17 protein-coding genes are annotated in these 19212 nt (G+C 62.1%); 11 read left to right on the top strand and 6 right to left on the bottom strand.

Annotated features, from left to right (window positions below; all coding sequences use genetic code 11):
* The first annotated feature begins 227 nt into the window (after positions 1-227).
* Entirely contained in the window at positions 228-1034 is an 807-nt protein-coding gene (locus P3T25_RS33865; protein WP_266240523.1) for a DUF72 domain-containing protein, read from the top strand.
* 114 nt (positions 1035-1148) lie between these two features.
* A complete protein-coding gene (locus P3T25_RS33870) occupies positions 1149-2267 on the top strand; it encodes a 3-deoxy-7-phosphoheptulonate synthase (RefSeq protein WP_429361352.1) in 1119 nt (372 codons plus the stop codon).
* A 265-nt stretch (positions 2268-2532) separates the two neighbouring features.
* Here P3T25_RS33870 and P3T25_RS33875 read toward each other — a convergent pair whose 3' ends face one another.
* On the bottom strand, positions 2533-2811 hold the full coding sequence (locus P3T25_RS33875) for an HU family DNA-binding protein (protein ID WP_006049832.1): 279 nt from the start codon (positions 2809-2811) through the stop codon (positions 2533-2535).
* A 722-nt stretch (positions 2812-3533) separates the two neighbouring features.
* On the opposite strand from P3T25_RS33875, the gene P3T25_RS33880 reads away from it, so the two are divergent.
* Positions 3534-5501 carry a putative bifunctional diguanylate cyclase/phosphodiesterase gene (locus P3T25_RS33880; RefSeq protein ID WP_266240521.1) on the top strand — a complete coding sequence of 656 codons (1968 nt, stop codon included), beginning with the start codon at positions 3534-3536 and terminating at the stop codon, positions 5499-5501.
* A 70-nt stretch (positions 5502-5571) separates the two neighbouring features.
* Here P3T25_RS33880 and P3T25_RS33885 read toward each other — a convergent pair whose 3' ends face one another.
* Entirely contained in the window at positions 5572-6300 is a 729-nt protein-coding gene (locus P3T25_RS33885) for a DUF899 family protein (protein ID WP_266240520.1), read from the bottom strand.
* A gap of 270 nt (positions 6301-6570) precedes the next feature.
* Between P3T25_RS33885 and P3T25_RS33890 the strand changes: the two genes are divergently transcribed.
* Both P3T25_RS33890 and P3T25_RS33895 read left to right on the top strand, forming a co-directional pair.
* Positions 6571-7533, top strand: coding sequence for a LysR substrate-binding domain-containing protein (locus P3T25_RS33890; RefSeq protein WP_429361354.1), 963 nt, complete (start codon positions 6571-6573; stop codon positions 7531-7533).
* A 113-nt stretch (positions 7534-7646) separates the two neighbouring features.
* A complete protein-coding gene (locus tag P3T25_RS33895) occupies positions 7647-8897 on the top strand; it encodes an MFS transporter (RefSeq protein WP_429361356.1) in 1251 nt (416 codons plus the stop codon).
* A gap of 70 nt (positions 8898-8967) precedes the next feature.
* Here P3T25_RS33895 and P3T25_RS33900 read toward each other — a convergent pair whose 3' ends face one another.
* The gene (locus P3T25_RS33900) at positions 8968-9573 is read right to left on the bottom strand and encodes a peroxidase-related enzyme (RefSeq protein ID WP_266240517.1); all 606 of its coding nucleotides are present in this window, start codon (positions 9571-9573) and stop codon (positions 8968-8970) included.
* Positions 9574-9947: 374 nt separating this feature from the next.
* Here P3T25_RS33900 and P3T25_RS33905 point away from each other — a divergent pair, with 374 nt between their 5' ends.
* From P3T25_RS33905 to P3T25_RS33915, 3 genes are all read left to right on the top strand, one after another.
* Positions 9948-10967, top strand: a complete 1020-nt coding sequence (locus tag P3T25_RS33905; protein WP_171926167.1) for a VTT domain-containing protein — start codon at positions 9948-9950, stop codon at positions 10965-10967.
* Positions 10968-11086: 119 nt separating this feature from the next.
* Positions 11087-11620, top strand: coding sequence for a MarR family winged helix-turn-helix transcriptional regulator (locus tag P3T25_RS33910; RefSeq protein WP_266240516.1), 534 nt, complete (start codon positions 11087-11089; stop codon positions 11618-11620).
* Positions 11617-12831 (top strand): MFS transporter, encoded by a 1215-nt coding sequence (locus P3T25_RS33915; RefSeq protein ID WP_429361359.1) that lies wholly within the window; start codon positions 11617-11619, stop codon positions 12829-12831. Before P3T25_RS33910 ends, P3T25_RS33915 begins: the two co-directional genes overlap by 4 nt.
* A 33-nt stretch (positions 12832-12864) precedes the next feature.
* Here P3T25_RS33915 and speB read toward each other — a convergent pair whose 3' ends face one another.
* The 3 genes from speB to P3T25_RS33930 form a co-directional block, all read right to left on the bottom strand.
* Positions 12865-13827, bottom strand: coding sequence for an agmatinase (gene speB / locus P3T25_RS33920; RefSeq protein WP_093645064.1), 963 nt, complete (start codon positions 13825-13827; stop codon positions 12865-12867).
* Between the two features lie 136 nt (positions 13828-13963).
* Entirely contained in the window at positions 13964-15457 is a 1494-nt protein-coding gene (locus P3T25_RS33925) for an aldehyde dehydrogenase (protein ID WP_429361362.1), read from the bottom strand.
* Positions 15458-15546: 89 nt separating this feature from the next.
* On the bottom strand, positions 15547-16098 hold the full coding sequence (locus tag P3T25_RS33930; protein WP_054042828.1) for a cupin domain-containing protein: 552 nt from the start codon (positions 16096-16098) through the stop codon (positions 15547-15549).
* Positions 16099-16514: 416 nt separating this feature from the next.
* Here P3T25_RS33930 and P3T25_RS33935 point away from each other — a divergent pair, with 416 nt between their 5' ends.
* The 3 genes from P3T25_RS33935 to P3T25_RS33945 all read left to right on the top strand — a co-directional run bounded on the left by P3T25_RS33935 (position 16515) and on the right by P3T25_RS33945 (position 19200).
* Positions 16515-16736 carry a hypothetical protein gene (locus tag P3T25_RS33935; protein WP_171983793.1) on the top strand — a complete coding sequence of 74 codons (222 nt, stop codon included), beginning with the start codon at positions 16515-16517 and terminating at the stop codon, positions 16734-16736.
* A gap of 302 nt (positions 16737-17038) precedes the next feature.
* Complete coding sequence (locus P3T25_RS33940) at positions 17039-17833, top strand: gamma-glutamyl-gamma-aminobutyrate hydrolase family protein (protein ID WP_200620380.1); 795 nt, start codon at positions 17039-17041, stop codon at positions 17831-17833.
* Between the two features lie 32 nt (positions 17834-17865).
* A complete protein-coding gene (locus tag P3T25_RS33945) occupies positions 17866-19200 on the top strand; it encodes a glutamine synthetase family protein (RefSeq protein WP_154565606.1) in 1335 nt (444 codons plus the stop codon).
* Positions 19201-19212: the final 12 nt, after the last annotated feature.

Below are 19212 nucleotides of genomic sequence, written 5' to 3' on the forward strand. Positions count from 1 at the left end.
CGGCAAAGAGAAGTAGGTGCCGCCCCGCACAGGGGCAACGCTAATAGACCACTAACAATGCAAGGAAAGGCACGAAAGCCAGAACAAGGAAAGGCCAAAACCCCAGGCACACAGACAAACAAGCGCCGCGCAGGCAAAACAAAAAAACCGCCACGAAGGTAAAAAACCTCAGCCAGATGCGCTAACCTACCTCTCCCGGCGAAGCCGCCCAAACAGGCTCAAAAAAAATGCCATCCCCGAAACCCGGCAAAATCCGAATCGGCATAGGCGGCTGGACCTACGCCCCTTGGCGAGGCACGTTTTACCCGTCGGATCTGACACAAAGCCGCGAGCTCCAACACGCGAGCCAAAATCTCACATCGATAGAAATCAACGGCACCTTCTACGGCTTGCAAAAACCGGCAAGCTACGAAAAGTGGTATCAGGAAACCCCCGAAGATTTCGTCTTCTCGCTCAAAGCCCCCCGCTACGCAACAAACCGAAAAGTCCTGGCGGACGCCAACGAAACCATCGAACGCTTCTTCGCCAGCGGCGTGCTACTGCTAAAACAGAAGCTAGGCCCGATCAACTGGCAATTCGCCACTACCAAAAAGTTCGACCCGGAAGACTTCGAGGCCTTCCTGAAACTGCTGCCCGCCAGCATCGAAGGCCAAAAACTAAGGCACGCCATCGAAGTCCGTAACGACACCTTCAAGACCCCCGAATTCATCGCGCTAGCCAGAAAGTACAAAGTCGCCATCGTGCTGGCAGCCGACAGCGACTACCCGCAAATCGCCGACATCACCGCGCCATTCGTCTACGCCCGCATCATGGGTACCAGCGACAAGGAAGCCAAAGGCTATTCGACCAAGGCCCTCGACGCCTGGGTCGAACGCGCCCGCCAACTCGCTGCGGGCACGACACCGGACGACCTCGAAACATCCGCCGCGGCCCCCGCAAAAACCACGGCGCGCGACGTCTACCTCTACGTCATCAGCGGCTTCAAGGAACGCAATCCGGCCGCCGCCATGGCGCTGATCAAACGCCTCGAATGACGGTCATCCGGCCCGCACGCGCGAGTGTCATAATCCCGGCAGCGAATCAACGCACCGACACTCACCCGCTCAGGCGGTGAGGCCACCCCAACATCCAAGGTCCGGGAGACTATTTTGAGCGCCATCGACAATCCTTTGCACGATCAGGAAGTCGGCTCGGCCGACGCCACCCAGGACACCACGCGCATCGACGACGTTCGCATCGGTGCAGTACGTCCGCTGATTTCCCCTGCCCTGCTGCAGGACGAATTGCCTGTGCCGCCGTCGGTGCAGACGCTCGTCGAGAAAACCCGCGCGGAAATCGCCGATATTCTGCACGGCCGTGACGACCGGCTCGTGATGATCGTCGGCCCGTGTTCGATTCACGACCACGACCAGGCCATCGAATACGCCCGAAAGCTCAAGGTCGCGGCGCAGACCTACAAGGACGATCTGCTGATCGTCATGCGGGTGTACTTCGAGAAGCCGCGCACAACGGTAGGCTGGAAAGGCTATATCAACGACCCGCGTCTCGATGGCAGCTTCCGTATCAACGAGGGCTTACGTCTCGCACGGCAACTGCTGATCGACATCAACGGTCTCGGCTTGCCCACGGCCACCGAATTTCTCGACTTGCTCAGCCCGCAATACATCGCGGATCTGGTCGCGTGGGGTGCGATCGGCGCGCGCACGACGGAGAGCCAGAGTCATCGGCAGCTTGCGTCGGGACTGAGCTGCCCGATCGGCTTCAAGAACGGCACGGATGGTGGCGTGCAGATCGCCGCGGACGCGATCGTTGCGGCGCACGCAAGCCATGCGTTCATGGGTATGACCAAGATGGGTATGGCCGCGATCTTCGAGACGCGTGGCAATGACGACGCGCACGTGATCTTGCGCGGTGGCAAGAAAGGTCCGAATTACGACAGCGCGTCCGTCGACGCAACTTGCGCAGTGCTCAAATCGGCAGGCCTGCGCGAGCAGGTCATGATCGACTGTTCACATGCGAACTCAGGCAAATCGCATTTGCGTCAACTGGAGGTGGTGGAGGATCTGGCGCAGCAACTCTCGCAGCGCGAGCGCCGCATTCTCGGCGTCATGCTCGAAAGTCATCTGGAAGAAGGTCGTCAGGATCTGAAGACCGGTGTGCCGCTGCGTTACGGCGTATCGATTACGGACGCCTGCGTGAGCTGGGCGCAAACCGAACCGGCGCTCGAGACGCTGGCCGAAGCGACCCGGAAACGACGCGCGGGCTGAATCCGCCGACGCGGCCTGCACGATCTCGCGCATCCAGTAACCGTCCGATGACCATCACGATGAGCATCAATAAAGGCTGGAACGCGAGCGTGCACGACGCAAACCTGAAGCAAACAACAGCAACATAAGCACCACACGCGCCGCACCAACCACCGATATAACACCCTCACCGGTGTTGGGCAGCGCGTGTTTCCTCACGCCCGATGCATCGGGCACCGCGCACTAAAACAGCGCGAGTGGATGCTCCAGCGCGAGGCGCGTTGCATTACGACGCGTTGACGGCTTCCTTGAATGCCTTGCCGGCGGTGAACTTCACCGTCTTGGCTGCGGCGATCTGGATCTCTGCACCGGTCGACGGATTGCGACCCACGCGTGCTGCGCGCGCGCCGGTCGAGAAAGAACCGAAACCGACCAGTTGCACCGTATCGCCACCCACCACGGCTTTGGTCACCGCTTCGACGATAGCGTCGATGGTTTGGCCGGTGGCCGCTTTGCTTTCGCCCGTCGCTGCGGCGACTGCATCAATCAGTTCCTGTTTGTTCATAGCACTTCCCGTATGGTAATCATGGAACCGGCGCCACATCTGTTGCGCCGGGACCGACACACTAACGCATAGGCGCGTATTCGCGCAAACCTTGGATGTAAGCCTTGTATCGCCCGCCCAGCGGCAATTTGACGTTTTTTTGTCCCAAAGTGCTATAAGAATCGCGCGCTTACGCATTTCTCCCGCTTTACGGCTCTCCGCGGCGTATCACAATCCGTTGCAATTTCAGTGATTTAGCGGCGGCAAATCGGCTGCCACCATGGTTTTTTACGATGTTATGGGGGATCGCAAAGATTCGCGATTCAGCACCGCGCCACGCTCAGCAATAAAAATCCGGGAAGAATAAAACAATGAAAATTCGCCATATTGCAACATGCCTGGCGCTCGCCGCCTGGTCTTGTGCGACCGCGGCAGCCGGCGATTTCGCCTGCGTGATGCGGGTCGGCGCGGCGCTGTAGCGCGAAAAATCACGCAAGACTCGCCAGCGGAACAGCCTGCGCCGCTGAAAAACAAGGACGTCATACAACATCTCTACGCCGCGAACCGGCGGACCTCGCGCAGGCTGACGCGGCACAAATGACTCATCGCCGACGATCTCCCAGGGCGTATTTACCGCTCGTTCAACACGCATGATTTTTTTCCACTGAGAATTCTCTCAAGGTCTCACCGACGTTGCCGATATACAAAGCTGCGTGTGCAGCGCAAACGTTACAAGGACGGGCATGGTTCGGTTAGCCAGATTGAGGGAAGCGCTATCGGTCGCGGAAGGCGACCCGGAACTCGTGCGCTCGCAACTCCAGGCATTCGGCCACCAGATACCGCTGCTTTATTTCATCCTGATCGTCAACACGATGGCGGTGGCCGTCACGCATCTGGGATCGGCGCCGGCCTGGTTGTCCATCTACTTCCCCGCGGCGCTCTGCGTGCTGTGCATCATCCGTTGCGTGCGCTGGTGGCGCGTCCGGCACCGGGTTCTGACGCACGACAAGGCCGTGCCCGAACTACGCAAGCTGATCTGGCTCGCGGGCATCTTCGCCGTCGCCTTCAGCACCTGGTCGCTCCTGCTGTTTCCGTACGGCTCCGCCTATGAGCAGGCCCAGGTCGCGTTTTATATGGCGACGACCCTGGTCGGCTGCGTGTTCTGCCTGATGCATCTGCGGGCGGCCGCCCTGCTTCTGCTATCGATCGTCATCCTGATCTTTTCGACGTTCATGGTCTCCACGCGCTCTCCTGTCTTCATCGCGATGGCCATCGACATGACGCTGGTCGGCGTCGCACTCGCCTTCATCATCGAGCTGTATTACCGGACGTTTGCCGGCGTGGTGCACGCGCAGCGCGAATTGCAGGTGAGCCAGCAGAAAACGCAAAAACTCAGCGACGACAACTTCAGGCTCGCGAGCATCGACAGCCTGACCGACCTGCCCAACCGGCGCAGTTTCTTCGCCTCGCTGCGCGCGCTATCGGAACAGACGCCCGCCGCCGGTGGCGGCTTCAATGTCGGCTTGATCGATCTCGACGGCTTCAAACAGGTCAACGATATCTACGGACATGCAAGCGGCGACCTCGTGCTGCAGGAAGTCGGCGTGCGCTTGCTGGCGCTCGCGGAACCGGGCATCTTCTTCGCGCGCCTGGGCGGCGACGAATTCGGCGTGCTGGCCCAACACAAACTGCCGAACGAGACGCTCGTCGAGTTGGGGGAGCGCATCTGCGAAGCGCTCAGCCAGCCGTATCGGGTGGCCGGCAATGTCGCCGAACTGACCGGAACGATCGGCTGGGCCGCGTTTCCTGAAGCGGGTACGACAGTCCAGCAGGTTTTCGAACGCGCCGACGCCGCCTTGTACGTCGGCAAGGAAAGCCGTCGCGGCACACCGGTGATTTTCTCGACGGAACATGAGACGCGGATCCGGCGCTCGAGTCTCGTCGCCCAGGAACTCCGTCATGCGGACCTGGAGTCCGAACTGTTCCTCGAGTTTCAACCGATCTACGATGTGCTCACCCAACGCACCATCGGCATGGAGGCGCTCGGGCGATGGCACAACGCGCGGCTAGGCGCAGTGAGGCCAGAGGAATTCATTCGGATTGCCGAGCGTACCGACCTGATTCTGCGCGTCACTGAGGTGCTGCTGCGCAAAGCGCTCGATGAAGCATCGCGCTGGCCATCCGATCTCTATCTGTCGTTCAATCTCTCCGCGATCGATATTTCGACTTCGCCGCGCGCTCGCCGCCTGGTCGATATCGTGCTGGGCAGCGGCGTGCCCGCGCATCACGTCAACTTCGAGATCACGGAAACCGCGGTCACGCGCGATTTCGAGCAGGCCCACTGCTCGCTGACGATGATCAAGCAAGCCGGCTGCCGTGTCTCGCTCGACGATTTCGGCACCGGTTATTCGAGCCTTAGCTACGTGCATCGCCTGCCCTTCGATACGATCAAGATCGACCGCAGCTTCATGACCGACGTGGACTCCAATAGCGCGTCGAAGAAGATCGTCAAGTCGGTGCTCGATCTGTGCAGAAACCTCGGACTTGAATGCATCGTGGAAGGACTCGAGACGTCGTCGCAAGCCGACGTCGTCAAGGCGCTGGGCGCTCGCGCGCTGCAGGGCTATCTGTTCGGCAGGCCGATGCGGGCAAGCGCCGTCCCGGCCTATTTGCAGACCATGCTCGGGCAGGGTCACGTCGTCGAGACGTAGATGCTCTCATCCCCTGTCTCGTGCGAACCAGCACGACAGGCGCACCGCACACGGGCATGAAACCGCACGACTAACGCGCCGCAGTGTCGTATTCCAACTCCGGATACCAGTCGCTGCCGCGGCCGCCGGGCGTCATGTCGAGCACCGTCCAGATCGGCATCACATCGGGTGCACCGCGCGGATCCTGACCCGGGTCCGCCGTCGACGGCCCCATCTCCTCGGCCCAGAAATGCCGCACCGTACCGCCTGAACGCGTGAACACGTTGAAGGCGGGATTGTCGCCGCCATCCGGAACTTCAGCGGCGTAGTCGCGGTTGAAGGTGTTGCCGCCCGACGAATACAGCCGCAGGTGCCGCCAGCCGCGCTCTTTCTTGAAGGCCACCAGCTTGTCGATCGGCGAGCGGCCGATCACCGCAAAGGCCACGCGTTGCAATATGTCGGGCATTTCGCCGTCGTAAGCGCTCAGGAGCGAAGTGCACATCGAACAGGGGCGCTCGCGCTGCGGGCCGAACATCCAGTTGTAGGTGACGAGGGTGTCATGCGCGCCGAACATTTCCGACAGCGTCACCGGACCCGCTTCGCCCTCGAAGCGATAGTCCTGCGGCACGATACCGCCGGGCGGCAGCGCGCGGCGCTGTGCGGCCACGCGTTCGATATGACGGCGCAACTCGATTTCCTCAGCCAGCAGGTCGTTGCGCGCTCTGCGATATTCGGCGCTCTCGCCCGGAAACCGGGCGGGCGATTCGGCCAGCAGCCGGGCCGGTTTCAACGCTTGTGCAGATGGGTCTACGTCATTCATCAGCCACCTCCTGTTGCGGTAACAAGGATTAAGGGCGCGATAGCCACGGCACGGGATGACGCGACGCAGCCGCGAGCGCATCTTTTGCCCTTATATAGCCACGACGAACAGCGTGGCGGCGAATCGACAACGTAAGCGAAATATTTTGCTGGCCCGTCGCGGCGACAATCGAAACCTCATTGCAAGGTATCCTTTCCCGAAACAGCATGCGCGCGCCGGCGCACTTTTGCACCGTCACGGCGCCCGCCGCTCCGCCTTTGAGGATGCCCCATGCCGCTTCGTCTGCCACCCCTGCCCGCGCTTCGTTTTTTCGAAGCGGCCGGCAGGCATCAGAGTTTCAAGCTCGCCGCCGCGGAACTGAACGTCACGCCGAGCGCGATTAGCCACGGTATCGTCGGCCTCGAACAATCACTCGGCGTCGAACTGTTCGTACGCGAGCCGCGTGGAATTTCGCTGACGACGGCAGGCGCCGACTATCTGTCGTACGTATCCGAAGCGTTTTCGCTGATCGCGATCGGCACGCAACGCCTGCCGAACCACCGCGCGAATCGCCCGATCGCGCTGAGTTGCGCGCCCACACTCGCCTCGCGCTGGCTGTTGCCGCGCCTCGCCGCCTTTCGTGCGCGCTGGCCGGATGCGAACGTCACCGTCGATACCTCGCACCGTCAGGTCGGCTTTCCCGTCGACGGTTTCGATTTCGCCATTCGCCTGAGCCGCGCTCCGGTTGCGGGGACCGCGTGGACGCGTCTGTTCGGCGAACGCCTCGTGCCGGTGTGCAGCCCGGCGTACGTGAATAACCTGCGCGACGCGCATGGCAACATCGATCTGAGTCACGCGACGTTCATTCACGTGAACTCGGCGAGCGAGGACTGGCAGGCGTGGTTCGACGGGGTCGCCATCGATGGGACCGCCATCGATGGTATCGACCTGAACGACGGGTTGCGCGTCGACACGATCCAGCTCGCTTTCGAAGCCGCGAGCATGGGCCTCGGCGTCGCGCTCGGCAGACGGCCGCTAGTCGACCGCGATCTCGCGAGCGGCGCACTCGTCGAGGTCAGTCCACAAACAATCGCCTCCTCCACGGCGTATTGGCTCGTGAGCGCACAAAACACGGATAGCGCGGAAAATCGCCCGGAACTGTCCGACTTCAAACGGTGGCTGCTCAGCGAGGCTGAACCGTTCGCCAATCCATCCGATGCTGCCAACGCGGAATCGCGCGGCGTCAACCACTAAACCCTGCACGCCCTCTATCTGGTCAGGTGAGCCACACTCACCCGTCGTCAAAATCTTTTCTTTTGCCGCTTCTGACGCTCGCTGCGACCATGGTGTCCAAGGAGATCAGATCCATGTCCACGACAAATAGCAAACGCCTCGCCATCCCGTTGAGTCAGACGACGCTCGTGATCATCGCCGGCGCACTGATTCTGAGCGCCGCCATGGGCATCCGGCAGACCTTCGGCCTCTTCATCGGGCCGTTCTCGTTCGACCGCGGAATGCCCGTCACGCTGATCGCTTTCGCCATCGCGCTGCACAACCTGGTATGGGGTTTCGCGCAACCGTTCGCAGGCGCTGCCGCGGACCGCTATGGCTCGGCGCCGGTGGTCGCGTTCGGCGCGACGACGTTTGCCGCGGGCCTGGGCATCGCGGCGGTCGCGCCGTCGGGCCCGCTGCTGATTGTCGGTATGGGTTTGCTGGTCGGCATCGGAGTGAGTTGCACGACGTTCGGCGTGGTGTTGCCGGCAGTCGGCCGCATCGCTTCCCCAGAAAAACGCAGCATGGCGATGGGTCTCGTCAGCGCAGGCGGCTCGGCAGGACAGGTGCTGATGATCCCGCTCGTGCAGAGCATTCGACTCAGCTCGGGTATCGCCACCTCGCTCTTCGTGCTGGCCTTCCTGATGCTGCTGATCGCGCCGCTCGGCATGGTGCTCGACCGGCGCGCGAGTGTCGGCATGCAGGTTCAGGAGCCGCCCGCTGCGCCTCTTCGCAAGGTATTCGCTCAGGCGATCCAGCATCGGGGATATCGACTGCTGACGCTCGGCTTCTTCACCTGTGGATTTCAGCTCGCGTTCATCGCCACCCATCTGCCTGAGTATCTGACGCTCTGCCATATGCCGGTTGGGCTGGGTGCCACCGCGCTCGCGCTGATCGGCCTGTTCAACATGGCGGGCAGTTGGGGATGCGGCTGGCTGGGCGGCCGGTTCCGACAGCACCATGTACTCGGCTGGCTTTACCTCATTCGAAGCGTGACGATCGGCGCCTTCTTTCTGCTGCCGAAGACCTCCGCTTCGGTCGTGATCTTCGCGGCGGTGATGGGGCTAACCTGGCTCGGGACCGTGCCGCTGACGAGCGGACTCGTGGCGAAAGTGTTCGGCACGCGGCACCTCGGCAGCCTCTTTGGCGTCTGCTTTCTGAGCCACCAGATCGGCTCGTTTCTCGGCGCATGGCTAGGCGGCCTGGTGTTCGATCTGACCGGGTCGTATTCGCTGCTGTGGGAAGCCACGGTCGTTTCCGGACTCATCGCCGCGATGCTGCACTTCCCGATCGACGACAAGGCCGTCAGCACGCCCGCAATCCGGTCAGAGCCGGCGGCTGCGTGAGGGTTCGGGTGCGAGCAAGCGTGAGCACGTATCCGCACACACCGCGAGTCCGCTACTCGCTGCCCCGATGCTATTTTCGCGGCGCGTCCGCCGCCGCTTTCGGCACACGCCCCATCAGATAGAACTCGTCGTTCGGGCGCATTGAAATGACGTTGGCCATCCGGTTCGACAAACCGAAAAATGCGGTGATGGCCGCGATATCCCACACGTCTTCATCCGAAAAGCCGTGCTTACGTAGCGTCTGAAAATCGGCATCGTCGACCGTGCCGGATTCACGGCAAACCTTCAGCGCAAAGTCGAGCATCGCCTTCTGGCGCTCCGTGATATCCGCCTTGCGATGGTTGACTGCCACCTGATCCGCAAGCAACGGCGCCTTTTCGTAAATGCGCAGAATCGCCCCGTGCGCGACCACGCAATACAGGCACTGATTCACCGCGCTCGTCGCGACGACGATCATCTCGCGCTCGCCTTTGGTGAGGCCACCCTCTTTCAGCATCAACGCGTCGTGGTACGCAAAAAACGCGCGGAATTCATCCGGCCTGTGCGCCAGCGTCAGGAATACGTTCGGAACAAAACCGGCTTTCTCCTGCACTTCGAGGATGCGGGCGCGGATGTCGTCCGGCCACGCGTCAGGCTCAGGCACGGGATAGCGGCTGATCGGCTGAAGGTTTGCCATGTTGTGTCTCCGTTGTATCTGTATGTGCACGACGATTGTAGCGAACTTCGACTCGCTGCCGTCCCGGTCAATCTGGCGCTTTGCTCCGCGTTGAGCAGCGGCAGGGACAGGCTCCACAGAGGCACCGCAGCACGGTCAATCGCTCCATTCCCTTAATTTTTTTCAGGTTCTCAGCCCGCCCCGCAGCGCCATTTCACCAACCTGTGCTTAAATCCGAAGTTCGCGCTGCTGCGTTCGTGCCACCGGCCAGCTGAACGAGCCATGCAGCGGGCCGCTGTCCGGCAAGAACAGGCCCTGCACGACGTGTTCGCAACGCACGCCGGCCAGGTACGGGCTGTTCCAGATCCCTTCATCGCATCAACAGGAGCGTGGTTGTGTGGCATTTTCCGGTTGCTATTCCACCCTCGCTGGGCGTGTGGGCCGTGTTCATGAGCGTGCTCGTCACGCAACTCGGCTTGCCGATTCCGGCGGCGCCGATGCTGATCCTCGGCGGAACGATGGCCGCCATGGGACAAACCTCTTATGCCAGCGTCATTGGGGCCGCCGTCTGCGCAACACTGCTGGCAGACTCGCTGTGGTTCTTCACTGGACGAACATACGGCCGGCGCTTGCTGAATCAGCTGGTGCGCTTCTCACTCTCGCTCGACACCACCGTCCGTGTCGCACGCAATACCTATGAACGGTACGGCGCGCCGATTTTGACTGTCGCCAAATTTCTGCCGGGACTCGGCCTGATCTCGGCGCCGCTGCTCGGCACCACGCCAATCAACGTCGGCGTGTTTCTGCTGTGGGATTTTGTCGGTGCGATGCTGTGGGCCAGCGTGTGGGTGATCGGCGGCGCGGCGCTTGACGATCAGATCGTGCAACTCGTGCTGCTCGTGCGCCATCACGGCGGCACGATTTTCGACGCGTTCGCGGCGATCTTCCTTGCCGTGCTCCTCTATCGCTACGTGCGCCGCTGGCAGTTCCGCCGCTGGCTCGCGCATATACGCATCTCGCCGGACCAGCTCGACGAACTGATGAAGTCCAATGAGCCGCCGCTGATCCTCGATGCCCGGCCGCACAGCATCCGCGCGAAAGAATCGCACCGCATTGCGGGCGCGCAGTTGCTGGACCTCGATTCGCCCGAGCCACTGCACCCCGACTTACTGAAGCGGCCGATTGTCGTCTACTGCGTCTGTCCTAACGAAGCGACGGCCAAGCGCATCGTCAATCAACTGCATCGAAAGAATATCCATCACGTCCGCGCGCTCAAGGGCGGCCTCGACGCATGGGAAAAACGCGGTTATCCAGTCGAGCCGCTGCCGCCCGACTTCGAGACGGCGATGGCCCATATGGCGGAAGACGAGGGTAACGAGGGCGAATACACCGTGCGGGCGCGGTTGGCGAAGTGACGACGGGCGCTTCAACCCACCCCACCGAACACAATGGGGCGGCATTAAAAACCGCTTGCGCATCATCTTCAATGTGTGCACTATGCATATATGCACGTTGCACACATTGAGGTACCGCTATGACGCAGCGCACAGAAAACCTGCTTGGCGTGCTCGCCCTGCTGGTCACGGACGAGATGAACGCGCAGCCTACCGTGGCCGCGCTCGCGGGCCCCACTGCCCGTGCCATGCTCAACGCGGTCGGTCAATATCCCGATTCATCCATTGAAGTATTGCGCGAGGCGGTCGATCTTTCGCATCCGGCCGCGGTCCGCGCCGTTGCGGGTCTGGTGGACGCGGGCCTCGTCGAAAAGAAATCCGGCACGGATAGACGTTCCGTCGCGCTTGCCTTGACCGCTTCCGGCAAGCGTGAAGCCAAACGCCTGCAAACGGCACGTGACCAGATGCTCCAACGCATCGTCGGGCAGCTCGACGAGCACGAACGTGAGGTGTTCGAAAGCCTGCTGATCAAGATCCTGTGGAACGAGACCCGCGATCCGGCACACGCCATGCAACTGTGCCGCCTTTGCGACGACGGCCCTTGCCTGAAAGCCGGCTGCCCGGTCGAATGCAGCGAACAGGGTCTGCCCATGCCCGCGCGGAGCGGCACATGAATGCCGCCGCGCCGGTGCGCTGGCCGGCGATCGCCGCGCTGACCGCGGTCTCGGCGCTCTCGCAGATCGGCCAGTTCGGCATCGGCTTCATGGTGCTGCCGGTGTGGCTGGCGCAGCGTGGCCTCGACGCACCGCGCGCCGGCCTCTTCTCCGCGTCGCAATGGACCGGCATGCTGGCCGGCTTGTTGATCGCGCCGTGGCTGGTGGAGCGGCTCGGTGCGAAACGCACGGTATCGCTCGGTCTCGCCGCCACGGTGGTTGCGTTCGCAACGATGAACGCGCTGTGGTGGCCGTTATGGCTCGTGCCTGGCCTGTTGACCGGACTCGGCATCGGTTTGCGCTGGATCGCCAATGAAACGTGGCTCTATCGGCTTGTGCCGGCCGAATCGAGCGGACGTGTAGTGGGCGTGCACGAAGCACTGATTGCCAGCGCTGGCGTCATCGGCCCGGCCCTGGCGGTGTGGTGCGCAGTCGACGGACGGATTACGTTCGCGGCTGGCGCAGCCTTCACGTTTGTGGCGGCCCTTCCCCTGTGGCTGACTGCGTCGGACGACAGGCCCTCCGCTGTCAAATCAGCACGGCCTGTGCGAACAGACTGCGCCGCAAAAGGCACCCCGGTCGGCACAATCGGCCCTATCGCCCCAATGGTCAGCCTCGGCATGGTGGTCGTCGCGGCAGGCGGCATCGGCGATGGCGCGCTCTACGGGCTCTTCCCGCTCTTTGCCGACGCCCACGGTCTCAGCACCACACAGACGGCCACGCTACTCACGTTATTCGGTGTCGGCGGCATGGCGCTGCAATTTCCGGTCGGCTGGTTCGCCGATCGCGCGGGCCTGGCGGCCACGGTGATCGTCTGCGCCGCGCTCAGCACGCTGGCGATCTGCGGGTTCGCGCTCGCCGCGCCCGCCTCATGGCTCGCCGGCGCGAGCGCCTTGCTGCTCGGCGGCATGAACAGCGCGTACATCACACTCGGCATGGTCGCGGCGGCATGCAGCGACAAAGCCGCGCTTACGCGCAACATGCGGCTGGTGTCGCTCACCTTTACCGCGAGTTCGATCGTGGGGCCGCTCATTGCCGGTTTCGCCATGAAAGCACGCGGCAGCGACATGCTGTTGTGGCAACTGGCGATCATGAGCGGCGCGCTTGTTGTCTACACGCTCGGCTTGCGCGAAGGCCGGCGTCAGCCCGATCGATCGTCGTCGATGGGCTGAGCCTGGATTGCGCTTCAAGACGATTGAACGTGCCTAGCGTTCAGCGACCTTCTTCTGCCGCCAAAGACACAACAGATCGCACGCAATATGCGCGGCGGCAATCGCCGTGATCTCGCTCTGGTCATAAGCGGGCGCCACTTCCACCACATCCGCGCCCACCAGGTTCAACGCACCGAGCCCGCGCACAATGGCCAGCCCCTGTGCCGACGACAAACCGCCCGCCACCGGCGTGCCCGTGCCCGGCGCGAACGCCGGATCGAGACAGTCGATATCGAAGGTCAGATACGCGGGCCGCTCGCCGACAATCGACGTGATCCGCTCCACCGCCGCCCGCGTGCCATGTTCATGGACCCAGGCGGCGTCGAGGATATTGATCCCCATGAAGTCGTCGTTCCACGTGCGAATGCCGACCTGCACCGAAGTCTTCGGATCGATCAGACCGTCTTTCACCGCCTTGTAGAACATCGAACCGTGATTCAGGCTGTCCGGGCTGTCGTCGGCCCAGGTATCGCAGTGGGCGTCGAAATGGATCAGCGAGAGTGGCTTCCCGTACTTCTCCGCATGCGCGATCAGCAGCGGATACGTAATGTAGTGATCGCCGCCGAGCGTCAGCATCTTCGCGTCCGAACGCAGAATCGTGCGCGCATGCTCGACGATCGATTCCTTGATCGTCATGGGATTGTGCGCGTCGAACCAGCAGTCGCCGTAGTCTGTCACGGCGAGATCGTCGAACGGATTGAAGCCCCACGGATACGGATGCAGCTCCGACAATTGCACGCTCGCCGCGCGCACCGCCGCCGGGCCAAGACGCGCGCCCGAACGGAACGTGGTGGCCAGATCGAGCGGCACGCCGGAGACCACGACGTCGACGCCGTCAAGTTCGCGGGTGTACTTGCGGCGCATGAACGACAACACACCCGCATAGGTGTTTTCGATCGACGAGCCATAAAGCGACGGACGACGGATCGCGCCGTCGCCATAAACGAGTTCAGTCATGGATGACCTGATACCTGATAAACATGCCGGAGCCGCACGCGGGGCTTCCAGGTGATGCGTGCAACGTCCGGCCTCGGATTCATTGGGAACGCGACGGCGTTTCTTTCAAACGCCGCCGCGCTGGCTTGCGAATCCTTTAGCGCAGCCGAACGAGCGTGGACTTCAGCTCGGTGTACTTCTCCAGCGCGTGCAACGACTTGTCACGGCCGTTGCCCGATTGCTTGTAACCGCCGAACGGGAAATTCATATCGCCGCCCTCGTCGTAGCAATTGACCCATACCGTACCGGCACGCAGCTTGCGCGACACTTCATGCGCGGTGGTGAGGTTCGAAGTCCACACGGCGGCGGCAAGACCATACTCGCTGTCATTAGCGATCCTGATCGCCTCTTCAACCGTGTCGAACGTAATCACCGACAACACCGGCCCGAAGATTTCCTCGCGCGCAACCTTCGCGCCGGTCGCCGGGATCTCGAAGATGGTCGGTTCGATATAGAAGCCGCCGGTCTCCTGCTTGACGCGCGAACCACCCAGCAGCAGCTTCGCTTCGGCGCGGCCCGCTTCGATATAACCGAGCACGCGTTCGAGTTGCACGTTATCGACAATCGCGCCCATCGAGGTTTGCGGGTCGAGCGGATTGCCCGGCGTATAGCTGCGCGCGGCGGCGATCAGCTTGTCGAGGAACACGTCCTTGATGTCTTTGTGCACGAGCAGGCGCGAACCTGCGGTGCACATTTCGCCCATGTTGTAGAAAATCGCGCCAGCCGCCGCGTTTGCCGCGCGGTCGAGGTCGGGGCAATCGGGCATCACGATGTTCGGCGACTTGCCGCCGAGTTCGAGCCACACGCGTTTCAGGTTCGATTGACCGGCGTATTGCATGATCAGCTTGCCGACGTTGGTCGAGCCGGTGAAGGCGAGACAGTCCACGTCCTGATGCAGCGCCAGCAGCTTGCCCGGTTCGCCCGCGCCGGGCACCACGTTGAACACGCCGGCAGGGATGCCGGCGTCCAGCGCGAGTTGAGCGAGGCGAATCGCGGTAAGCGGCGACTTCTCCGAAGGCTTGAGCACGACGCTGTTACCCGCGGCGAGCGCCGGGCCGAACTTCCACGACGCCATCAGGATCGGGAAATTCCACGGCACAACAGCCGCTACGACGCCGATCGGCTCACGCGTCACGAGCCCCACCAGATGATGATCGGCCGGCGCGACTTCGCCGCCGACCTTGTCGATGGCTTCAGCGAACCACTCGACGCAATAGGCGGCGCCCGGCACGTCCACCGAGGTGGTGTCGGCGATCGGCTTGCCTGCGTCCAGCGTTTCGAGCAGCGCGAGTTCGTCCATGTGCTCACGGATCGACGCGGCCCAACGCAATAGAATCGCCTTGCGCTTGCGGGGATTGAGGCCGGACCACACGCCGGAATCGAACGCGCGGCGTGCGGCTGCCACGGCGGCGTCGACATCCGTCGCCCCGCTGTCAGCCACTTTGGCAAGCAGCTTGCCGTCGATCGGGCTCAGGCAGTCGAACGTGCGGCCGCCTGCGGCGTCACGGTACTCGCCGTCGATAAACGCACGGCCTTCGATCGAAAGCGTAGCGGCTTTGTCTTGCCAGAAAGCGAGAGATTTCTTGTCCATCAGGATGCCTCATTGTTATGCGCTCGACGCACGCCGGCTCCGACTTCAAGCGGCCTGGAACTGCGTCGCGGCGCGTTGGCGCGGAGTCTTTAGAACGTGGGCGGCGAATTGGCCGACACGATCTCGCAGAGATGCTCCGCGCTGGGATTGCGAAAACGATGCGGTAGACGGCTTTCGAAGTAATAGCTGTCACCGGGGTCGAGCAGCCATGTGACACCGTCCACCGTCAGTTCGATCTGACCGCTGACCACCACCCCGCCCTCGTGCCCCTCGTGCTCCAGCATTTCCGGCCCGGTATCCGAGAGCGGCTGATAGACCTCGCGCAGAATGCCCATATTGCGGTCTTTCACACTGGAGCCGGCGAGATAGAACTCAATCGACTCATTGCCGAGATTCGGCATGTCGGCGCGGCGCGACACGACAGAGCGTTCCACCTCGACTTCAAAAGTGAAGAACTCGGCGAGACTCATCGGTATGCATTCAAGCAGTTTCTTCAGTGACCCCACCGACGGACTTACGCGGTTCTGCTCGATCAGCGAGATCGTGCCGTTGGTGACCCCCGCCCGTTTCGCCAGCTCGCGCTGGGACAGACCATTCTTCTTACGGATGTACTGCAGGCGGGTCGCAACTTCTATGGACATCGCTAGGTTCTCTGACATGGGAGACGATCGGGCGCGTGGGCTCGGGCAATGTGTGCCCGCGAGTGTTGAATATTCTAATCACTTTAATCGTTGCGCCGCTGGGGAAAACCCTGAAAGGATTCCGAAATATGATTTGCGCAACGAATGTTCCCGCTGACCGGGATTCCGCGGACACCCTCGGGAAAGCCCTGATAAATCTTTTATAAAAATGATTTGACGGCATTATTGGCTCGTATACGATGGTTCTCAGGCGATCGTCATGCCGGCGTCACGAAACACGAACATGTGTTTTTGACGCAGCGAACCCGGTTCGCAACGGTCAGAGACGGTCATCCCAGCGTCATGTTTCTTTAAACGCCCTGTGCGTTTTTCGAGCAAGCGTTCAATACTTTCAACGTCGCTAGTCGAGTGTAATCGTGAGAGTCCGAGGCCCTTTGGTGAGATGGAATCGAAGTCAGGCGAGTTGTCCTCGCGCTGACGGCGCCATCGCCGACGGCAGCAACGGCAGCCTTGCGTTCCGCCGCTTTCTGTCCGTCTTCACGATCCTGTCCCGCCGTTCAGTTCGACGTCACAACTCCATCTCCGCGCGCGCCTTCATTGCTGTGCGTACGGACGAAGTCGCCTCGCTGCTGCCGTAGCGCCTCCCCCTTTTCCGTCGTTCGATTCGTCCGTTTGCGTGAGCGCGCTCTCTCGAGCCATGCGTTCGTGCGTGTGCGGTGCCGTCTGCCGCGCAGCGCCTCATGCGGATCAGATCAATTGCGCACCGCAACGGACCGAATCGAACGGCACATCTAATTATCACGCGCGGCGCGTCCCGCTGACGACGACCGCCTGCACTACCCGGTGGCCTGACGCCTTGCGTCCGGCTGCGGAATGTTGCCGCGCCGTGTTTAACGTTGTTCATGCCGCGTCCCGCGGGGAACATACACGTCTATCTGATATGCGAAACAAACCCCTCGTCGGCATCAGCGCCGACAGAACGATGATGGGAGTCCACCCGTCGCACGTCACCGGCGAGAAGTACATCGCCGCGATCGTGGACGGCTCGCAGGCGCTGGCCATGTTGCTGCCGGCGCTCGGCGAGCGTCAGTCCACCGAGGACGTGCTGGCTACTGTCGACGGCTTACTGTTCACCGGCAGCTATTCGAATGTCGAGCCGCACCGCTACGGCGGCCATCCCAGCGCGCCGGGCACGCTGCACGACGCCGCACGCGATGCGACGACGCTGCCGCTGCTGCGCGCCGCGATCGCCGCAGGCGTGCCGGTGCTGGCGGTATGCCGGGGCTTTCAGGAAATGAACGTGGTGTTCGGCGGGACGTTGCATCAAAGCGTTCACGCGGTGGCCGGTCTGAACGACCATCGCGAGAACAAGGAAGACGACCTCGACGTGCAATACGCACCGTCGCATTCGATCACGCTGACGCAGGGCGGCTTGTTGCAGCGCCTCGCCGGCGGCACGAATGAAGCGCGTGTGAATTCATTGCACGGTCAGGGCGTCGAGCGGCTGGGCGTGGGTCTGGTGGCAGAAGCCACCGCGCCGGACGGATTGATCGAAGCGGTGAGCGTGAAAGATGCGCGTGCCTTCGCGCTGGGTGTGCAGTGGCACCCGGAATGGAAGCATGCCAACGACGCGCTTTCCACCGCGATCTTCCGTGCCTTCGGCGAAGCCTGCCGCGATCGAATGCGCACCAAGGCCGGCTATGGCGCGGCATCCGCCGCTGCCACGCATGCCTGAGCCGGTCGCGCACCAAAACTGAGAGAATAACCATGCATGAAATCGACGACTTCCTGAAGAAGAACCGCGTCACCGAAATCGAAGCGATCATTCCGGATATGGCCGGGATCGCACGCGGCAAGATCATTCCGCGCAGCAAGTTCGAATCCGGCGAATCCATGCGCTTGCCGCAGGCGGTGATGATCCAGACCGTCACAGGGGACTATCCGGAAGACGGCACGCTCACCGGCGTCACCGACCCGGACATGGTCTGCGTTCCCGACGCCAGCACCATCCGCATGATTCCGTGGGCCGTCGATCCGACCGCCCAGGTGATCCACGATTGCGTTCACTTCGACGGCACGCCCGTCGCCATCTCGCCGCGCCGTGTGCTGCGCCGCGTGCTCGAACTGTATAAGGCCAAAGGCTGGAAGCCGGTTATCGCGCCTGAACTCGAGTTCTACCTGGTCGACATGAACAAGGACCCGGATCTGCCGCTGCAACCGCCGATCGGCCGTACGGGCCGTCCGGAGACCGGCCGTCAGGCGTACTCGATCGAAGCCGTGAACGAATTCGATCCGCTGTTCGAAGACATCTATGAATACTGCGAAGTGCAGGAACTGGAAGTCGACACGCTGATTCACGAAGTCGGCGCCGCGCAGATGGAAATCAACTTCATGCACGGCGATCCGCTGAAACTCGCCGACAGCGTGTTCCTGTTCAAGCGCACGGTGCGTGAGGCCGCGCTGCGTCACAAGATGTACGCGACCTTCATGGCCAAGCCGATGGAAGGCGAACCGGGCTCGGCGATGCACATGCACCAGAGCCTCGTAGACGAAGAAACCGGCCACAACCTGTTCACCGGTCCGGACGGCAAGCCCACGTCGCTTTTCACGGGCTATATCGCGGGCCTGCAGAAATACACGCCGGCACTGATGCCGATTTTCGCGCCGTACATCAACTCGTATCGCCGCCTGTCGCGCTTCATGGCTGCGCCGATCAACGTGGCATGGGGTTACGACAACCGCACGGTGGGTTTCCGGATTCCGCATTCGGGCCCGGCTGCGCGCCGCATCGAAAACCGCATTCCGGGCGTGGACTGCAATCCGTATCTCGCGATCGCAGCAACGCTGGCTGCCGGGTATCTTGGCATGACGCAAAATCTGGAACCGACCGAGCCGCTGCTCAGCGACGGTTACGAACTGCCCTACCAGTTGCCGCGCAATCTGGAAGAGGGGCTGACGCTGATGGGCGCGTGCGAACCGATGGCCGAGATTCTCGGCGAAAAATTCGTCAAGGCCTACCTCGCACTGAAAGAAACCGAATACGAAGCGTTTTTCCGCGTGATCAGTTCGTGGGAACGCCGGCATTTGCTGCTGCACGTCTAAGGCCCTTGCTAA

Source organism: Paraburkholderia sp. GAS32 (assembly GCF_050434225.1).
GTDB lineage: Bacteria > Pseudomonadota > Gammaproteobacteria > Burkholderiales > Burkholderiaceae > Paraburkholderia > Paraburkholderia madseniana.

Coding starts and splice junctions, on each gene's coding strand:
- P3T25_RS33865 (WP_266240523.1), top strand. CDS start 228: ATGCCATCCCCGAAACCCGGCAAAATCCGAATCGGCATAGGCGGCTGG.
- P3T25_RS33875 (WP_006049832.1), bottom strand. CDS start 2,811: ATGAACAAACAGGAACTGATTGATGCAGTCGCCGCAGCGACGGGCGAA.
- P3T25_RS33880 (WP_266240521.1), top strand. CDS start 3,534: ATGGTTCGGTTAGCCAGATTGAGGGAAGCGCTATCGGTCGCGGAAGGC.
- P3T25_RS33885 (WP_266240520.1), bottom strand. CDS start 6,300: ATGAATGACGTAGACCCATCTGCACAAGCGTTGAAACCGGCCCGGCTG.
- P3T25_RS33890 (WP_429361354.1), top strand. CDS start 6,571: ATGCCGCTTCGTCTGCCACCCCTGCCCGCGCTTCGTTTTTTCGAAGCG.
- P3T25_RS33895 (WP_429361356.1), top strand. CDS start 7,647: ATGTCCACGACAAATAGCAAACGCCTCGCCATCCCGTTGAGTCAGACG.
- P3T25_RS33900 (WP_266240517.1), bottom strand. CDS start 9,573: ATGGCAAACCTTCAGCCGATCAGCCGCTATCCCGTGCCTGAGCCTGAC.
- P3T25_RS33910 (WP_266240516.1), top strand. CDS start 11,087: ATGACGCAGCGCACAGAAAACCTGCTTGGCGTGCTCGCCCTGCTGGTC.
- P3T25_RS33915 (WP_429361359.1), top strand. CDS start 11,617: ATGAATGCCGCCGCGCCGGTGCGCTGGCCGGCGATCGCCGCGCTGACC.
- speB (WP_093645064.1), bottom strand. CDS start 13,827: ATGACTGAACTCGTTTATGGCGACGGCGCGATCCGTCGTCCGTCGCTT.
- P3T25_RS33925 (WP_429361362.1), bottom strand. CDS start 15,457: ATGGACAAGAAATCTCTCGCTTTCTGGCAAGACAAAGCCGCTACGCTT.
- P3T25_RS33930 (WP_054042828.1), bottom strand. CDS start 16,098: ATGTCCATAGAAGTTGCGACCCGCCTGCAGTACATCCGTAAGAAGAAT.
- P3T25_RS33940 (WP_200620380.1), top strand. CDS start 17,039: ATGCGAAACAAACCCCTCGTCGGCATCAGCGCCGACAGAACGATGATG.
- P3T25_RS33945 (WP_154565606.1), top strand. CDS start 17,866: ATGCATGAAATCGACGACTTCCTGAAGAAGAACCGCGTCACCGAAATC.